Annotated in this window: 16 protein-coding genes; all 16 read left to right on the forward strand. The window is 41.4% G+C overall.

Translation table 11 applies throughout. The features are described from left to right. The first annotated feature begins 74 nt into the window (after positions 1 to 74). The 16 genes from QFZ87_RS04865 to QFZ87_RS04940 all read left to right on the forward strand — a co-directional run bounded on the left by QFZ87_RS04865 (position 75) and on the right by QFZ87_RS04940 (position 18,514). Positions 75 to 3,674 (forward strand): AAA family ATPase, encoded by a 3,600-nt coding sequence (locus tag QFZ87_RS04865; protein ID WP_309858457.1) that lies wholly within the window; start codon positions 75 to 77, stop codon positions 3,672 to 3,674. Beyond that, positions 3,674 to 4,111: a hypothetical protein gene (locus QFZ87_RS04870; protein WP_309858460.1), complete on the forward strand. Its 438-nt coding sequence runs from the start codon at positions 3,674 to 3,676 to the stop codon at positions 4,109 to 4,111. The genes QFZ87_RS04865 and QFZ87_RS04870 overlap by 1 nt, the downstream gene beginning before the upstream one ends. A gap of 16 nt (positions 4,112 to 4,127) precedes the next feature. Next, positions 4,128 to 4,730 (forward strand): hypothetical protein, encoded by a 603-nt coding sequence (locus QFZ87_RS04875; RefSeq protein ID WP_309858462.1) that lies wholly within the window; start codon positions 4,128 to 4,130, stop codon positions 4,728 to 4,730. Between the two features lie 197 nt (positions 4,731 to 4,927). Further along, positions 4,928 to 5,722, forward strand: coding sequence for an IclR family transcriptional regulator (locus QFZ87_RS04880; protein ID WP_309858465.1), 795 nt, complete (start codon positions 4,928 to 4,930; stop codon positions 5,720 to 5,722). Between the two features lie 15 nt (positions 5,723 to 5,737). Then, the gene (locus QFZ87_RS04885; RefSeq protein WP_309858468.1) at positions 5,738 to 6,511 is read left to right on the forward strand and encodes an SDR family NAD(P)-dependent oxidoreductase; all 774 of its coding nucleotides are present in this window, start codon (positions 5,738 to 5,740) and stop codon (positions 6,509 to 6,511) included. Between the two features lie 21 nt (positions 6,512 to 6,532). Beyond that, a complete protein-coding gene (locus QFZ87_RS04890) occupies positions 6,533 to 7,477 on the forward strand; it encodes a fumarylacetoacetate hydrolase family protein (protein WP_309858472.1) in 945 nt (314 codons plus the stop codon). Positions 7,478 to 7,535: 58 nt separating this feature from the next. Then, positions 7,536 to 8,555, forward strand: coding sequence for a C4-dicarboxylate TRAP transporter substrate-binding protein (locus QFZ87_RS04895; protein ID WP_309858475.1), 1,020 nt, complete (start codon positions 7,536 to 7,538; stop codon positions 8,553 to 8,555). A gap of 101 nt (positions 8,556 to 8,656) precedes the next feature. Continuing rightward, positions 8,657 to 9,181 (forward strand): TRAP transporter small permease, encoded by a 525-nt coding sequence (locus QFZ87_RS04900; protein ID WP_309858478.1) that lies wholly within the window; start codon positions 8,657 to 8,659, stop codon positions 9,179 to 9,181. After that, complete coding sequence (locus QFZ87_RS04905) at positions 9,178 to 10,461, forward strand: TRAP transporter large permease (RefSeq protein WP_309858480.1); 1,284 nt, start codon at positions 9,178 to 9,180, stop codon at positions 10,459 to 10,461. Before QFZ87_RS04900 ends, QFZ87_RS04905 begins: the two co-directional genes overlap by 4 nt. Positions 10,462 to 10,519: 58 nt before the next feature. Continuing rightward, a complete protein-coding gene (locus tag QFZ87_RS04910) occupies positions 10,520 to 11,422 on the forward strand; it encodes a fumarylacetoacetate hydrolase family protein (RefSeq protein ID WP_309858485.1) in 903 nt (300 codons plus the stop codon). A 27-nt stretch (positions 11,423 to 11,449) separates the two neighbouring features. Next, entirely contained in the window at positions 11,450 to 11,755 is a 306-nt protein-coding gene (locus QFZ87_RS04915; RefSeq protein ID WP_309858487.1) for a UxaA family hydrolase, read from the forward strand. Beyond that, positions 11,742 to 12,914: a UxaA family hydrolase gene (locus QFZ87_RS04920; protein WP_396133895.1), complete on the forward strand. Its 1,173-nt coding sequence runs from the start codon at positions 11,742 to 11,744 to the stop codon at positions 12,912 to 12,914. Before QFZ87_RS04915 ends, QFZ87_RS04920 begins: the two co-directional genes overlap by 14 nt. Positions 12,915 to 12,937: 23 nt before the next feature. After that, complete coding sequence (gene gucD, locus QFZ87_RS04925; protein ID WP_309858492.1) at positions 12,938 to 14,404, forward strand: alpha-ketoglutaric semialdehyde dehydrogenase GucD; 1,467 nt, start codon at positions 12,938 to 12,940, stop codon at positions 14,402 to 14,404. A gap of 582 nt (positions 14,405 to 14,986) precedes the next feature. Beyond that, positions 14,987 to 15,997, forward strand: coding sequence for a LysM peptidoglycan-binding domain-containing protein (locus tag QFZ87_RS04930; protein WP_309858495.1), 1,011 nt, complete (start codon positions 14,987 to 14,989; stop codon positions 15,995 to 15,997). Between the two features lie 70 nt (positions 15,998 to 16,067). Then, positions 16,068 to 17,768 (forward strand): pyruvate oxidase, encoded by a 1,701-nt coding sequence (locus QFZ87_RS04935; RefSeq protein ID WP_309858498.1) that lies wholly within the window; start codon positions 16,068 to 16,070, stop codon positions 17,766 to 17,768. A 161-nt stretch (positions 17,769 to 17,929) separates the two neighbouring features. After that, a complete protein-coding gene (locus tag QFZ87_RS04940) occupies positions 17,930 to 18,514 on the forward strand; it encodes a hypothetical protein (RefSeq protein WP_309858500.1) in 585 nt (194 codons plus the stop codon). Positions 18,515 to 18,534: the final 20 nt, after the last annotated feature.

Raw genomic sequence — 18,534 nt, forward strand, 5'->3', positions numbered from 1 at the left:
TAATATTTATTTAATATTTTGTAGAAATTGGGTAGAATTAGTTTAAATATACCTATTAAGTGAGGTTTCCCTTTATGAACTTTCAAAAATGGCTCCGTGTGGTCCTTCCTGAAATCCAGTTGTTTGATTTTGTTCAAGCAAAAGGGTTTACGGGGAAGAAGCAACAAGCAGTACGGCAATCCACGTCGCTGCATATGAATGGTACGGCCGTCAAAAATCAATCCATACCTAAAGGTCCTGCCAATGTTCCGCATTCGGTTGGAGCTGTAAAAGAGGTTTTCCAAGATGCGAAGCATGGTGTTAAACAATTAGGCCTGAATAAATCAAACGACGAGCTTGATTTGATTTTTAAAGAAATAAAACAAGTAATGAACCAGTCTATTCTAAGACAGGGCCCTTTTATCGATGAATTGCTTGTTGCTTTCAAGAAAGCTTTTATTAATAGAATCAAAGGGAAGGTCCAACAGACACTATTAGTCGCAGGTCCTACTGGAACAGGGAAAACAACATCCATTCGAATATTAATTGATCAGCTTTATAAGAAAAAGCTAGTTCCATATAATCGATACGCTACGATTGAGCTTGATAAATACACTGAATCGGATATCCATACGAATTTTATTGTTGATTGTACAGCTGCCTTTGAATATGGGATCGGCACGGTTTGTTTTACGGGGTTTGAAAAGGCTAATGAGCAAATTATTGACTATGTTTCGAAGTTATTTTCACAGGGATATTTTCGTACAACCAATGGTGTCATGATTAATGCCTCTGACTATTTCTTATTGTTATATACAGACGTTCATTTTGTGGAAAAAGAGCAGGGCCAGCTGCCACCGGCCATTGCCAACAAGATGCCAGCCTCTATTTTAAAAGGCATTCAGTCCTTTGCCATTTCATCACCATTGTTAAAAGAGGACATTGAAATCATTCTCAAGCAAAAGATGACTTTGGCCGCGGAAAGGTTAGAAAAACAGGCACAGCTTATCCTCTCTGTTCAACCGTCTATTTTTTCGGCGCTGGCCGAGAGAATTCTAGAAACAAAACGCTATGGGGAAGAAATAGAGAGATTTATAGATAAAGATTTTTACCCTGTGCTTGTTGACTTAAGAGCAAGGGAAATTTTCCGAAATGGTGATCGGGTTCTAGTGAAATTCCAAGATGATCTCTTGTCAGCTTCTAATGGGCTCAAAGATTATCCGCTTAAACGAATCCCGATTGTTAAAGAAGAAAAGCTAGAGGATATACTAGAGGAACTTAATCAATTAACTGGGTTGGATTCAGTTAAGCGTTCCATTTATGAGCTGCTTGAAACAGTGAAAATTCAAAAAGTTAGGCAGGAAGCGGGCTATAAAAAAGCCGATAAAATGGCTATACATATGGTGTTTACCGGAAATCCGGGAACAGGGAAGACTATTGTTGCCAGACTGGTATCGCGTATTCTGAAGTCAATGGGCTTACTATCACAAGGGCAGCTAGTAGAAGTCGCGAGACAGGATTTAGTGGGGGAATACTTGGGTTCAACTGCACCGAAGACCAACGCTGCGATCCAACGTGCCATTGGTGGAGTCTTGTTTATTGATGAAGCATATACACTGGCTCGGGAAAAGCAGGATCCGTTTGGTCTTGAGGCCATTGATACGATAGTAAAGGGTATGGAGGATTACCGTGATGACCTCGTGGTTGTCATTGCAGGATATACGAAAGAGATGGAGACCTTCTTAAAGGCGAATCCTGGATTGAAATCTCGTTTCCCTTATATCACAGAATTTCCGGATTACTCATCTGAAGAAATGCTAGAGATCCTTCACATGATGGCGGAAGAAAAAGACTTTACCATTGAACCTGTAATTAGTGGCGAGCTTCTCACCGTATTTGATAAGAAACAAATTTCTGGTAGAAATGATAGCGGAAACGGGCGTCTCGTCCGAAATCTTTTAGAAGAGGCCATTCGGAAGCAAGCCGTTCGATTGAATAAGGAAGAGAGTAATAAGGATTTCAAATTGCTTATTGCACAGGATTTTGGTTTGGCAGCAAAAGAGCCATTTGATATGGAAGAGGCTTTTAAACCGATTATTGGGTTAGAGAATGTGAAGGATTTTATCCGCACATTACAAAAACAAATATTAGCCAATCAAAAAAGAAAAGATGCGGGTATCCTTACCGATCAATCTCAGACATTAAATATTGTTTTCTCAGGTAATCCTGGGACGGGAAAAACGACGATGGCCAGACTTCTAGCTGAAATGCTGAAATCAATGGGGATTTTAAAGAGTGGGCATCTTGTGGAAGTTGACAGAACGGATTTAGTGGCCGAATATGTTGGGCAAACGGCTGTTAAAACAACTGAAGTGGTTCAAAGGGCTCTTGGTGGTGTGTTGTTTATTGATGAGGCCTACAGTTTAGCAGAAGGTGGAGTTCAGGGTGGTGGTTTTGGTAAGGAGGCCATTGATACTCTTGTCCGCTTGATTGAAAATTATCGCAATGATTTAGTGGTGGTTCTAGCCGGCTATACAGAAGAAATGGAACAGTTTATGAAGGTAAATCCAGGTTTATCTTCACGGTTCCCATTGAAAATTGAGTTCCCTGACTATTTAGCTGAACAACTTGCTGATATGACAGAAATTCAGGCTAGTAGGAAAGGATTTGCTCTGGCTAATGACTTAAAAGCACCGTTAATAGAGCTGTATAAGCAGAAGCAAATTCCTGGTAAAAATGATAGCGGAAATGGCCGTCTTGTGCGAAATATACTTGAAGAAGCGATTCGCAATCAGGCTCTTCGAATTGTTGATGCAACGAATTTACAGCTAAGTGAGTTAAATCAATTAACCCTGATAGATTTTAAGCTTATGGAACAGGCTCCGAAAAATCTAGCATTGGCAGAACTTCAATCTGTAATTGGGCTAGATAGTGTGAAGGATTTTGTTCGTTCATTATCTGCACAGATTGAGGTCGCCAATAAGCGGAAGATGATGGGATTACCAGATGTAGGAGCACAGTCTCTGCATATGATTTTTAAAGGGAATCCAGGGACAGGTAAAACGACCATCGCACGGATTTTAGCCAAAAGGCTAAAAGAGCTCGGTGTAATCAAGTCAGACCACATTGTTGAAACAGATCGGTCAGGCCTGGTTGCAGGTTATGTTGGGCAAACCGCTTTAAAGACCCGGGATGTGCTTGAAAAGGCATTGGGTGGCGTTCTTTTTGTTGACGAGGCCTATGCGTTGGTGGGCGGAGGTCAAGATTTTGGCCAAGAGGCTATTGATACAATTGTTAAGTTTATGGATGACCACAGGGAGAATATCATTGTGATATTAGCTGGCTACGAAGAGGACATGGAGCGTCTGCTGGATACCAATGCAGGGCTTCGCTCGCGATTCCCGAATATTATTTCATTCCCTGACTACTCGGTGGAAGAACTCCTAGAAATTAGCGAACACATCCTTAAACCAAAAGGGTATGAGTTTAGTTTGGATGGAAAAATGGCTCTTACGGAGCTTTTTAAACGATATGAAAGAAATACAGAGGCTGGGAATGGAAGGCTAGCAAGAAATATTTGTGAAGCGGCAATCCGCCAGCATGCTTTAAGAACGAGCCATATTAGCCAACCTACATTAGAGGATTTAACGTTGTTAAAAAGAGAGGACTTAATTTTGGCAGGGGGTGGAAGGTAATGAGGAAATTATTAACCATTTTGTTTGCGGGTTTGTTTTATATTTTTCTTTTTCCGATAACCGTGCTTATTCTCATGTTCGGTCCAATAATGTCATTGAATGACCTTTTGGATATATTTAAATATGAATCACCGAGACTGGCCCTTGGTCTGGCGGTAATAGTGTTATTCGGCTTTATTTTATTTATATCGATGAGAGTCAATTCTTTAAAATGGATTTATCGTAAATTTCCTGTGCTGCTGCCTTTCCTCCAGATGTGCTTTATTACCTTTTTTGCCTTACAGCTAGGTGTGGAGTTTGCCAACCTCTGGGCTGACAAGATGATGTATTCAAAAGGGATTGCTGCATTCCTGGCTATTTTTACTTTTGTGTTGGGGAGATTGTTTTTATCTTACTGGTATTATAAATATCCAATAAGCTACAAAATTTATAAATAGGAACGAGGCATGTCAAGTGAGGAAGACAAGTTCACATGGAGTTGACGAATCGACTCCTTTACAACACTATCAAACTGAAATGGATCATGTTGGTGAAGATTCAGAGGTTATTGTTCATGAGAAGAATCACCGAAAGCCTGTTCTGTTTGGTGGTATTATAGCATTCGTTCTTGCTATTATTTTTAGTATGTTTTCCGGGGGAGTGTCATCAGAAGAGAAGAAACAAGAGGTGGTGGCCAACCGGATTACCAGTGAAGTTACAGCGGGGGACCAACTATTTAAGGAAGAGGTAAATTCAGATATTGTCTCAAAAGACTTTTCGGTCGGGGTAAACGACTCAGGAGGAACGGCGAGAATGCTCATTTGGGATTTTAATAAAGAGGATTTGGATGAAGTGCAAATAAGTGTGAATGGAGAGGCTGTGAAAGAAAAGCTGATTTTGACGAAGGAAGCAGCAGCGATTTCGATTGCCGTCCCGAGCACTGTGACAATTAAGGGTTTGAAAGATCATGGTGGAGGTATTTCTTATGCCGTTAAATTCCCTAACAACAAGCAAACCTACTTTAACGTGGTCACTAACGGAGCATCTAATAGCTATACGGTGACAGTTCAACCTTAAACTTGGGGACTGTCCCTCTTTTTATTAGTTTTTATAATTCAGAAAATTTACAATATACCTATTGCCTAGTTAAAATGCCCATGATATAGTAAGTGTAGGTTGTACAGTATAAAAAACTTGGTTTACTATAAAAAACCAAGTTAATTTTTTAATCATTATAAAAAACTGGGTTTACTATAATAAACCACATCCATTCAATGTTGAAAGGTCTTGATGAAATGGAAAGAAAGTATTGGGTGCCTGCAATCGAACGGGTCGATAAAATATTAGAGATTATTGCCCATCATCCTGAGAAATATCGGTTAATTGACTTCTCGAATGAACTAAACATAAATAAAAGCTCAATGTTTTCCCTATTAAACACATTAGAAGCCCTTAATTGGGTGAAGAGAGAAAAGGATGGGACCTATTCACTCGGTATCAAACTCGGGATCCTTACCCCTTATTACTTTAAACAATTTGACCTTATTACCACCTTTAATTTGGAAGCGCATACAACTAATAAACGATTGGACGAAACACTTCAGCTCTCCATACTTGATGGAACCGAAATTGTGTATCTGGCAAAAAAAGAAGGCACATCTGCTGTGAGAGTGTCCACAGACCCAGGAATGAAATTACCAGCCCACGCAACGGCCATGGGGAAGGTTCAACTCTCCCAATATTCAAAGGAAGAATTGAAAGCGCTATATCCCGAGGAAAACTTAAAGCCTAAGACCCCATATACGATTACAAAAGTTGATGAGCTTTGGGAGCAAATTGAAAGTATTAAAGAAAATGGAGTAATCACCGAGTGCCAAGAGGCAGTGGAAGATTTCTATTGTGTGGCGGCCCCCATTATCAATCATGAGGACCGAATCATAGCTTCTGTTAGTGCAACCATTCTACTTTCGAAGTGGGAGGAAAAGAAAAAGGTCGCAGAAGAAGAGATTATCGATTTAGCTAGAAGAATCTCTTTAAAAGCTGGCTTTTTGGCTCCAATCAAAAATTGAAGGAGGTGAATCATAATGAGACTAGCAAGTAAAATCGTTTTAATAACTGGTGGCGGCTCTGGGATTGGGAGGGCAACCTCCATATTATTTGCCAACGAGGGCGCCCATGTTATAGTCAATGATTTATCACGTGATGCTGGAAATGAGACAGTCCAAGAGATTATTGAAGCAAGTGGTAAGGCGACTTTTATCCAAGCGGACGTTACCATTTCTAAAGAAGTAGAACAAATGGTTAATCAAGTGATTCAAAAAGTAGGAAGAATCGATGTTCTTTTTAATAATGCAGGCGTTTCTGGTGTTGGAGCTGTCCATGAAACGAGTGAAGAGTTATGGGATCAGGTAGTAAATGTCAATATGAAAGGCGTCTTTCTTCCTTGTAAGTATGTGTTACCACATATGATGCAGCAGCAAAGCGGGACCATTATAAATATGTCATCCTGTATTGCAGAAATGGGACTTGCTCGCAGGGCATCCTATTCCGCAACAAAAGGGGCTATTCTTTCGTTATCAAAATCCATGCAAGTCGATTATGCTCCATACAACATTCGAGTCAATGCTCTTCTGCCAGGGACCATTCTCACCCCGTTCGTGGAAAAATATTTACAGTCTTCCTACGAGGATTATGAGGAAGGATTGAACAGCATCAAGAAAAGACAATTAAGTGGCGATTTAGGACGTCCTGATGATGTGGCCAAAGCCGCCCTTTTCCTAGCATCTGACGAATCAAGTTTTATGATGGGGTCGCCTTTGTATATCGATGGTGGAGTGACCTTTGGAAAAATGGCTTAAAACATATAGGAGGTAAAAAATTTGAAACTAGTAAATTTTAGAGTAAACACAAATGGCAAGCCCAGGTTGGGTGTAAAAACAGACACTGGAATTTTAGATATTGAAAAGGCTTGGGAAGCAGCTAAAGAATATGAACCTCATGAAGTCCCTCTTACTTTAGAACAGTGGCTACACGCAGATGAAGACTCCAAAGAATTTTTCCGACAATTTATTAACTCTTACAAGAATCATGATGACCTCACCTACGAAGAAAACAGCATCCAAATAAGCCCATGTGTACCGAAGACAGCAAAAATTATATGTGTTGGCCTTAATTATCGCAAACATGCCAAAGAATCCAATATGGATGTCCCTAAAACACCTATTTTATTTAACAAATTTAGCAATTCACTTGCCGGTCATCTTGAAAAGGTGGAGCTTCCAGCAGATTCGAAGCAAGTTGATTTTGAAGCAGAGCTTGGAATTGTTATTGGTAAAAGAGCAAAAGGGGTGTCAAGAGATCAGGCATTGAATTATGTGGCAGGCTATTGTAATGCCAATGATTTATCTGCCAGAGACCTTCAATTTCGCACCAATCAATGGCTTTTAGGAAAAAGCTGTGATGGATTTTGTCCGGTGGGTCCTTATTTAGTTACGGCAGATGAAGTCGGTGATCCAAACCAACTGAAGATCGAAACAATCGTAAACGGTAAAGTGAGGCAATCGTCCAATACTTCTGACATGATTTTTTATTGTGATGAGCTAGTAAGCTATATTTCCACTTACATGACGTTAGAGCCAGGGGATCTCATTATCACTGGAACACCAGAAGGAGTGATACTTGGGCTTCCGGCACATGAACAGGATTGGTTAACAGATGGAGATGAAGTAACCATTCAGATTGAAAAACTAGGTGTGTTAACTAATCGGTTACTATCACCGGTTTCAATAAAAGAAAAAGAAACAATCATCAGCCAGAATGTATAATTGCGAGAAATTTAAGGGGTTATAGTAGAACTTTACGATTCCAAAGGGGGAAGAAAAAATGGTAAAAAGAGGTTCAGCAATTCTATTGGTTTTATGCTTATGCATTTCCATGGTGTTAGTCGGGTGCGGAAAATCGAAGAGTGCTTCAGGGGAAAAGGAAAAGGAAAAGGATGTATATACCATTAAAATTGGCTATGAAAATCAACCAGGGGAGCCGATTGATTTAGCGGCAAAGGAATGGAAAAGGCTAGCTGAGGAAAAAAGTAAAGGGAAAATTAAAATTGAACTATATCCTAGCTCTCAGCTTGGTTCAAAGCAGGACGTGATTGAACAGATGAAAACGGGGGCAAACATTGTACATATTGCGGATGCCAGCTTTTTAATGGATTATGTTCCGGATATCGGGATTCTCTCAGCGCCTTATTTAACTGACAGCTATGAGGACTTATTTAAAGTAACAGATAGTGAGTGGTTCAAAGGACTAGAAAAAGACCTACAAGGAAAAGGCATCCATATTGTCACAACCAAATGGATTTATGGTGACCGTCACTTAATCACGACAAAGGCAGTGAAGGAACCGAAGGATTTGAAAGGCCTGAAAGTACGTGTTCCGAGCAATCCGTTATCCATAAAAATCATGGAGAAAATGGGGGCAACGGCAACTCCACTTCCACTTGGAGAGGTATATCCTTCTATTGCTCAGGGTGTAATCGATGGTATGGAGAACCCGCTTCCTGTTATTTATGGGTCTAAGGTATACGAAAAGGCGAAATACCTTTCTTTATCTGGTCATACCAATATGATTATTCAGTGGATCGCCGGTCAGTCTTATATCGAAACACTACCTGATGACGTAGTAAAGGTATTAAAGGAAACAGGTGATGAAGCAGGTAAGTTCATGGGTGAGAAGGTCAAAGAATCAGAGGATACTGTATTGAAAGATTTAAAGGGTGCGGGAGTAAAGATTATTGAGCCAGACAAAGCAGCCTTCAAAGAAGCCACTAAAGAAGTGTATAAAGAAATGACCGATTGGAGCCCAGGATTATATGATAAGATTCAAAAAATTATAATAGAGTAGGATTGCGTTTTTTAGATGAAGGTGGGAGGTAGGGTCAGTTTCCTTCCCACCACCTCTATCTATGAATCTATACATAGTTTGACAAAGGGGTGATAGTACAAATGTTGAAACGATTGTGGCGCACGATCATACATTTAGACAGTGTATTTGCTTCCATTTCCCTTATTTTAATCATTAGCGTGGCGGTTGTTGGGGTATTTATGAGGTTTGTATTAGGGGAACCATTAAAATGGACAGAAGAGATTATCTTAGCTTTATTTGTTTGGTTTACCTTCCTTGGGTCAAGTGTGGTTGAAAAAGAAAATGGACATGTGGGTATTGAGTATTTTGTGGAAAAACTCAGACCTTCTATAAAAAAAATCTTCTTTTTGTTTAGAGAACTACTACTTATTTTTATTAATCTATTTGTCTTTATTTATTTAGGAAGTCAGCTGGCAGCGCAAGCGTCCACAAGATTAACCCCTGTTTTACGAATAAGCTATATCTATATTGATGTTGCAGTGGTTTTAAGCGGAGTTTTCTCAGCCATTCATCTTATTTCTCGCGTTAGCAAGATGAGGAGAAAATCTACAGCGAAAATGGATAATGAGTTTCAGACTTCATCCCTAGAGGAGGCGAATCTATGACAGTCGCAATTACTTCCATCTCCTTACTTACTTTGTTTTTGATTGGTATTCCAGTTGCATATGCAATTATCGGAAGCTGTTTACTCTATTTTTTACTAGCACAGCAAGTAGAACCTATGTTGCTGGTTCAAAGAATGATAGCAGGAATAGAATCTGTTCCTCTTCTGGCAATCCCGTTTTTCGTGGTAGCGGGTGTCTTAATGAACTATACCGGAATTACACGAAGGATCGCAGATTTTGCTGAAACGATTACTGGCCATCTTCCAGGAGGATTGGCTCAGGTAAGTATCGTGCTAAGTACGATTATGGGAGGGTTATCGGGATCTGGTTTAGCCGACGCTGCTATGCAAGCAAAAATGATGCATCCACAAATGCTTAGAAAGGGATATGCTCCAGGATTTTCGGCATCTGTTATTGGTGCTTCATCTCTTATAACTCCATTAATTCCTCCGGGTATTGGAATGATCTTATATGGCTATATCGGCAATGTTTCAATAGGGAAGCTTTTCATGGCGGGTGTTGTTCCAGGATTGATGACGTGTCTTCTTATGATGGTTGCTGTCCATATCGTATCCAAAAGAAGAGGGTACCTCCCGGTGAGAGAAAAGATGGCACGTCCTAAAGAGGTTGCCAGTGCTTCAAAGAATGCGATTCTCGCACTATTGCTGCCAGTAATTATCATTGGTGGAATTCGTATCGGCGTTTTTACTCCAACAGAAGCTGGTGCTGTGGCGATTGTATATGCGTTATTTATTGGGTTTGTTTTTTATAGAGAAATGAAACTTCCTCATTTAAAAGACGCTCTTAAAGAATCCGTTTCCACATCTGCCTCCATTTTAATCATTATTGCAGCTGGCTCAGCCTTTGGTTGGATTCTTACTTGGGAGAGGATTCCACAATTCGCAACTGAATACGTAACCGACATGGTAAGTACACCAATTGCTTTCCTACTCATTTTGAATATTTTTCTATTAATCTTAGGAATGTTTATTGAAGGCAACGTCGCGATTGTCATTTTAACCCCATTGATTATACCAATGGGTCAGGCTTATGGAATTGACCCTGTGCATTTAGGAATGATTTTCTTATTTAATATCGGAATCGGAACCATCACCCCACCATTAGGGACGGCTATTTTTACCGTTTGTTCTACTGCTAATGTAAAAATTGAGGAGTTTCTAAAAGAAGTCATTCCATTTTACTTAGTTTTAATAATTGCATTGTTACTGATCACCTTTGTACCGTTCATTTCCATGTGGTTACCTGGATTATTAATGTAATGTCTCGAAGTCTTACGTCTATAAAAATAAGAATTCAGCTGGAAAAGGAGAATGAGCTATGCGGGTTATTCGATACGAAAATGAAAAAGGCATCCCAGTGTTGGCCGCTTTAACGGAGCAATCGGAGGTTTACAACCTTTCTTATAAGGACTTTATGGAGGTAGTGGAGTACGCTCAAAATACGAATCAAACCCCGTTGTCTCTTCTTCAAGAAGTGATAAAAGAGGAACAGCCTGAAATGCTGAAAGTTGAGGAACTCACTTTACTGGCGCCTATCGAAGCTCCTGAAGTTTGGGCAGCAGGTGTCACCTATGAAAGAAGTAAAGAAGCTCGTAATTATGAAGCAACAGCTGGAAAATTGGATGCCACTACTTTTTATGACAAGGTTTATGACGCAGAACGCCCAGAACTTTTTATGAAATCTACCGCTGCTAGATTAGTAGGTCCTAATACTGAAGTATATATACGTAGTGATTCGACTTGGCAAATCCCTGAGCCAGAGCTTGGACTGGTCATTAATAAAAATGGAGATATCCTAGCCTATACGATTGGAAATGATATGAGTTCCCGGGATATCGAGGGTGAAAACCCACTATATCTTCCTCAGGCAAAGATTTGGAAGCATTCTTGCTCCATTGGGCCCGCCCTTCTTCTTGCAGATGCAGTTCAAGATCCGTACCAACTTGATATTCATTGTAGAATTTTTCGAAACGGACAAAAAGTTGTGGAAGGTTTCGCCAATACGAATCAATTAAAAAGAAAGTATGAGGAATTAGTTTCTTATCTTTTAAGGGATAATGAGATTTTTGATGGAACCGTGCTATTAACAGGAACTTGTATTGTTCCTCCGAATGAATTTACTTTGCTGGATGGCGATTTAATCGAAATTGAAATTCCCGGAATTGGCGTGCTAAGTAACCCGGTGAAAGCACCGGTAAATAAACATGCTGCTCTTTACTAATTTTTTTAAAGAAGGAGCCATTACAAAATGAATAGTAACTATAAAGCTGTGATGATTAAACCACAAGATAATGTGGCGACGGCACTGGAATTTATTCCGGCAAATGCGAAGGTCATTCTCACTTGTCAAGACAAGCAAGTGTCGGTAAAAGTACTAAAAGATATTGAGTTCGGCCACAAGTACGCTGTCACGCTTATTCCAAAAGGAGCGAATATCGTAAAATATGGCGAAGTAATTGGTAGTGCCGTAGAGGAAATTCAAGTGGGAGAACATGTTCATATTCATAATATCGAGGGAATACGTGGAAGGGGTGACCGAATTGGAACTAACTAATAATCAATTTTGGGGATACCGTAGACCGGATGGAAGAGTGGGGGTCCGTAACCATGTGTTAATTTTACCTACTATTACATGTGCTACTCAAGCAGCCAAACAGATTACGGAATTGGTTCAGGGAACGGTATCGTTTATTCATCAACACGGGTGTGCGCAAGTTGGAGTAGATTATGAGCAAACGTTTCGTACATATGTCGGTATGGGCGCCAATCCCAATGTTTATGGAGTGGTTGTCTTGGGTCTTGGCTGCGAAACACATCAAGCTAGAAGTGTGGCGGGAGAATTAGCAAAGACTAAAAAACCAGTAAAAGTGGTATCAATTCAAGACCATGGTGGTACTTTATCGGCGATCGCAGAGGGTGCCAAGATTGCAGCTCAAATGGTCCAGGATGCGTCGGCACAAATGAAAGAGTTATGTGATATTAGTGAACTCATTATTGGAACAGAGTGCGGTGGCTCCGATGCGTGTTCTGGATTATCCGCTAATCCTGCCGTTGGGTTTGTGAGTGATATGATTATCGAACGTGGCGGTACAGCTATTTTAGCAGAAACGACAGAGCTAATTGGAGCGGAGCATTTATTAGCCGAACGGGCGGTTGATGATAAAATTGCCAAAAAAGCGTACCAGATTATACAGGCGATGGAGAATCGCTCTCTACAAATGGGGGTGGATATCCGTACGGGAAATCCTAGTCCTGGAAACAAAAGGGGCGGTCTGAGCACACTTGAAGAAAAATCGTTAGGAGCAGCTACAAAAGCTGGTAGTAAGCCTCTAGAAGAGATTATTGACTATGCCGAGCCTCCTACAAAAAAAGGATTGGTTTGGATGGATACCCCTGGGCACGATATCGAGCAGATGACAGGAATGGTGGCTGGCGGCGCTCAAGTGGTTCTTTTTACGACAGGCAGGGGAACACCAACTGGCTCTCCTATTGCTCCAGTTATTAAAATATCAACCAATACGGGAATTTTTGAAAGAATGTCAGAGAATATTGATATGAATGCGGGAACGATTATCGAAGGAAAAGAATCCATTGATTCAGTCGGCCAGCGAATTTTTGATGAAATTATTCACGTATCTTCAGGCAAATTAACCAAGGCAGAAATATTGAAACAGCACGACTTTGGGATCTGGAGAATAGGACCAACTTTCTAATGACAGGAGAGGAGAGAGTAATAATGCAAACTATTTTTAAAGCTGAAATTTATAAAAACCTTATTAATAATGAGTGGGTGGAGTCACAATCACAAGAAACCATTGAAAGCATTAATCCTGCTAACAAGGAGGAGGTTGTAGGCTTCGTTCAAAACTCTACAAAGGAAGATTTGAACAACGCGGTGGAAGCGGCACATCAGGCTAAGAAGATGTGGCGAAAGCTTGGTCAAGCGGCAAGAGGACAATTGTTATTTAAAGCAGCAAATATCCTTGAAGAAAATCTTGATGAAATCGCTGAGACGATGACAAGGGAAATGGGAAAAACCCTTCCAGAGGCGAAAGGGGAAACTGCCAGAGGTGTGGCTATTCTCCGTTATTATGCAAGTGAGGGGATGCGTAAAGAAGGTGACGTCATTCCTTCTTCGGATAAAGATGCGTTAATGTTTACCAAACGGGTTCCCCTTGGTGTGATCGGTGTGATTACTCCATGGAATTTCCCAGTAGCCATTCCCATTTGGAAAATAGCACCTGCTCTTGTATACGGAAATACAATCGTATTAAAACCGGCAACTGAAGGGGCAGTTACGGCAGCTAAGGTAGTGGAATGTTTCGTGAAAGCTGGATTTCCTGAAGGGGTTCTTAACTTTATCACTGGTTCAGGGTCTGTCATTGGTCAGGGGTTAGTTGAACATCCTTTATTAAATGCTATTACCTTTACGGGATCGGAAGGCGTAGGTAAAAATGTAGCGAAGGTGGCAGCCGATCGCGGCATAAAGTTTCAGTTAGAAATGGGTGGAAAGAACCCAGTTATTGTAAGTAGAGATGCAAATCTTGATATGGCGGTCGAGGCTGTAATCAGTGGAGGCTTCCGCTCTACTGGACAAAAGTGCACGGCATCAAGCCGGGTAATTGTGGAAGATGCGGTTTATGATGAGTTTAAAGAGAAATTGATACGTGAAGCAAAAAAAATAACGGTGGGTAATGGGTTGGATGCAGGTGTTTGGATGGGGCCTTGTGCAAGTGAAAGCCAATTTAACACTGTACACTCTTATATTGAAAAAGGTAAGGCGGAAGGCGCTTCCTTAGTATTAGGTGGGGAAGTATTAAAGGGTGAAGAATATGACAATGGGTTTTACATTTCTCCAGCTATTTTTGAAAATGTAAAATCACATATGGCGATCGCCCAAGAAGAAATCTTTGGTCCTGTTATTGCATTAATTAAAGCATCTTCCTTTGAAGAAGCGATTGAGATTGCTAATGACACAAAATATGGATTGAGTGCCTCAATCTTTACATCTAACATCCATTCTTTGCTCCAATTCGTTGATGACATTGAGGCTGGTTTGGTAAGAATCAACGCAGAAAGTGCCGGTGTAGAACTTCAGGCACCATTTGGTGGAATGAAAGCATCCAGCACAGGCTCCCGCGAACAAGGAGAAGCAGCAAAAGAATTCTTTACTGCTATTAAAACTGTGTTTATAAAAGGATAGAGTGAGTTTGGGGACAGTCCCCCAGCGCTTTAGCGCGGTGGGGGACTGCCCCTTTTTGTGAATTTTCAAATATTAATATGCACTTGTCTTGGCGGAAAATGTTAGAATGGAATTGCAACTGAATATTGTTAGGGTGGGTGGTTGTCAGTCTTCTTTCCTTCTTATGGTTTCTTTATTAGGAAGGGGGGTGATAATCATAGAGATCTTTCTTGAATTTATTCTTGAGGTTCTAAAGGGGATTGTGCGGGAAGTCATCGCATATTTCTTTCGTAGGAACGTGCTTGAACACAAGAAAACCACCCTACGCCGTCGGAAGGTAGAGGGTGGTTCTCACAGAAAATAACTTTGTAAGACAACCATCACCCTGACGGAGAGGTTGCAAGGAGAAGTGTTGGAGCACTTCTCCTTTTTTAGTATATATCTATTATACACAAAATATTTCTGTTATAAAAGGGGACAGTCCCCCGGCGCTTTAGCGCAGTGGGGGACTGTCCCCTTTCTTTTTTATATCGTTTGCATAATTTTTCATGCCGTTTTTCAGACTATTAAATAGCAATATACGATAAATGAAAGGATCATGAAATGGGAAAATTATGGGTGTCTTTATTTTGTTCCATTCTTTTACTAGCGATGAATGTAGCTCCTGCCTCTGTTTCTGCTGCTGGCGGTGATTTTCGCAATATTTATGATGTGAAAGCTGGAGACACGTTATGGGGAGTATCCGTCAAGTATGGTACGACGGTGGAAGAGCTCAAAGCGAGCAATGGCTTGGTATCGGATTTATTGTTAGTTGGTCAGAGATTGTGGGTTCCACCGATGTATGAAGTCGTAGCAGGTGATACATTATGGAAGATTGCTGCTGCTTATAATTCGACTATCCCGTTAATTGTTACAACGAATGGTCTTTCGTCCGATTTAATTATGGTGGGGCAAAAATTGAAGATTCCACAAAAGCGATTGGCCATGCAGGGACAATATATTTTAATGACGAGAGATGAATTTAAGGATTGGTTGTTTCACAATCGATTTACCAGAAAAATAGGAAAGATCCAGGAACATCATACCTATCAGCCATCTTACAAGAGTTTTAATGGCTCTAATCATTTTGGCTTGTTGAAGGGCATGGAGGAGTACCATGTCCAAGAGATGAAATGGAAGACGATTAGCCAAAACTTAACAACCTTCCCGGATGGAAAAGTAGCGGTTTGCCGTCCGATTAACATGGCACCTGAAGGTTCGTTTGCGTTCCAAAATCCAGCCGTCCGAGATGAGATTGAAAGTGACTCGCTGACCATTGAAAACGTGGGGAATTTTGATCAAGGGGGCGATGGAATGACGGATGCACAAAGGGAAACGATCGTGACTGTCGCAGCCGTACTGAGTATGAAGTTCGGGTTAACCCCATCAGTTGACACGATTACCTATCATCACTGGTGGGATATGAACACGGGGGAACGAGTGTTAGATAACAGCGCTGGACACTCAGTGAAAACATGCCCCGGAACAGGCTTCTTCGGAGGGAACTCCACAGAGAGTGCGAGAACGAACTTCTATCCTCTCGTGTTAAGGAAAATGCAAGAGCTTCGTCAATAAGGTGAGGTGACAGTCCCCCGCTGCTTTAACGTAGTGGGGGACTGTCCCCCAATTAAAGGGGGTTTCAAACATGTTTAAGCTTACTGCTGGGGAGAAGTTGGTTGAGTTATTGATTGAGTGGGGTGTGGATCATATTTATGGGATGCCGGGTGATTCGATCAACTCGATTATTGAACCACTCCGGAAAGCGCAGGACAAGATAAAGTTTATTCAGGTTCGGCATGAAGAAGCGGGGGCGCTAGCTGCAGCGGCTTATGCCAAGTTAACTGGGAAGATTGGCGTTTGTACCGCTATAGCCGGTCCTGGTGCGATTCATCTTTTGAACGGATTATATGATGCGAAGCTTGATAAGGTGCCGGTGCTAGCACTGACTGGACAAGTGGAATCGGATTTATTAGGGACTGATTCCTTCCAAGAGGTAAACCTTGAGCGGATGTTTGATGATGTGGCAGTCTATAATCAGCGGATCATGTCGGCTGAACAACTTCCAGCGGTCGTGAATCAGGCCATCCGCACAGCCTATGCCCGCAAAGGGGTGGCAGTTCTGACTATTCCGGATGATATTCCACGGTTTGAGGTAGGAAAGGAAGCGCGGCTGACCTCAAGTTTTACAGCGCAGCAGGAAATTTTCCCGTTGAAGGAAGATTTACAGCAAGCGAAGGAATTACTTAATGCTGCTGAGAGACCAGTGATTCTTGCGGGAAGAGGCACCCATGGCATTCGAGAGACGTTGCTCGGTTTTGCGGAAAAAATAGCTGCCCCAATTGTATTGACGTTGCCAGGAAAAGGGGCTATTCCTGATAAACATCCTTATTGTTTAGGGGGACTTGGGCTGATTGGAACAAAGGCTGCGTATGAGGCGATGCAGGATACGGATTTGCTTTTAATGATCGGGACTTCGTTTCCATTTACGGGCTTTTTGCCTGATCATGCGAAGTCGATTCAAATTGATATCGACCCATACCAAATAGGGAAACGGTATCCGGTTGATGTGGGATTGGCTGGTGAAGCGGGCTTAACGATCGATTGGTTGATGGAGAATGTCCGTGAGAATGAGAGCCGTGAATTTTTAGAAGCGTGCCAGGAGACGATGCAAAATTGGTGGAGCCGATTGGAAAAACAGGAAGAGGTCGACTCTGTTCCAATTAAGCCGCAGCGTGTGATTCGTGCCTTGCAAGAGGTTGCAGAAGAGGATGCGGTGTTATCAGTGGATGTGGGGAATGTAACGGTATGGATGGCTCGTCATTTTCATATGACCCATCAAAAAATGATTATCTCTAGCTGGCTCGCGACTCTTGGCTGCGGACTTCCGGGTGCCCTTGCCGGACAGATTGCCTATCCTGATAGACAGGTGTTTGCCATTTGCGGTGATGGTGGGTTTGGAATGACGATGAATGATTTCGTCACGGCTGTAAAGTATCAGCTCCCAATTGTCGTTGTGGTGTTAAACAACCATAAGATTGCCATGATTAAGTTTGAACAAGAGGTCATGGGGAATATTGAATATGGAACGGATTTACAGAATCCGAACTTTGCTAAGTATGCGGAGGCATGTGGTGGGGTTGGTTACCGTGTGGAGCGTCCGGAGGAGTTGCTTCCAGCCTTCCAAGAAGCAGTGAAACAGCGGAAGCCTTGTATTATTGATGTAGTCGTTGATGCAGATGAGGCGCCAATGCCAGCGAATATTACCTTCGCTCAAGCGGCAGGCTACACGAAACACATGCTTAAAGTGTTGTTTGAAGAAGGAAAAATTGATCTGCCACCATTGTAATGTTTTTTGGGGACAGTCCCCCGTTGCGTTAAAGCGCCGGGGGACTGTCCCCTTTTTTAGTTTGGAAGGATATTTTATTATTGACTTTTTATGTAAATGGAATGAAAATATAGTATATTGTGAGCAAAAATCGACATTTATTTTAATAAGGAAGTTGAATAATGAAAATTAGAATGAAAGAAATCAAGACCCCGTTTAAGCTTGGGATGCCATTGCTTGTTTTACTTATGCTTGGCTTGGTTGGCTATCAAGTAGTGATGAATCTCGCATCTGAAAAAGTCGTTGAAGAGGTATCTAAACAAATACCAAAAGAAGATATTCAGGCCTTACTGACTGAACCTGGCATCCAGCAAATGATTGAGGATGAAGTGGGAGCAGATAAGAAGGAGGAAATACTGACCAAGTATGCTGTGGAATCCTCGGAGGATGCTCCGCTTGTTGCTTCGAAAAGTAACGAGACGGTTGCGGTAAATATTACGAGTAAGCAGAAATCAGGTACGACTTCTTCTGATGGGAATACTTCTACCAAGGGTGGATCTAAGCTAAAATTCACCTCCAAAGATCAAGTGACGACATTTTTGTTGTCGAAATTTACGATGAATGAGCTAATGAGTTATGCGAATGCAGTAAAAGGTGGAGTTACGCCTGAAAAGAAAGCTGAAATTAAGGCAACTGTTATGAAGCGCCTAACACCAGAAGAATACGAAGCACTTAAGCTTTTCGCTATTATTGAGTTAAGTAAATAATGAGCGGGGACAGTCCCTCA

It is taken from the genome of Bacillus sp. SLBN-46 (assembly GCF_031453555.1).
GTDB lineage: Bacteria > Bacillota > Bacilli > Bacillales > Cytobacillaceae > Neobacillus.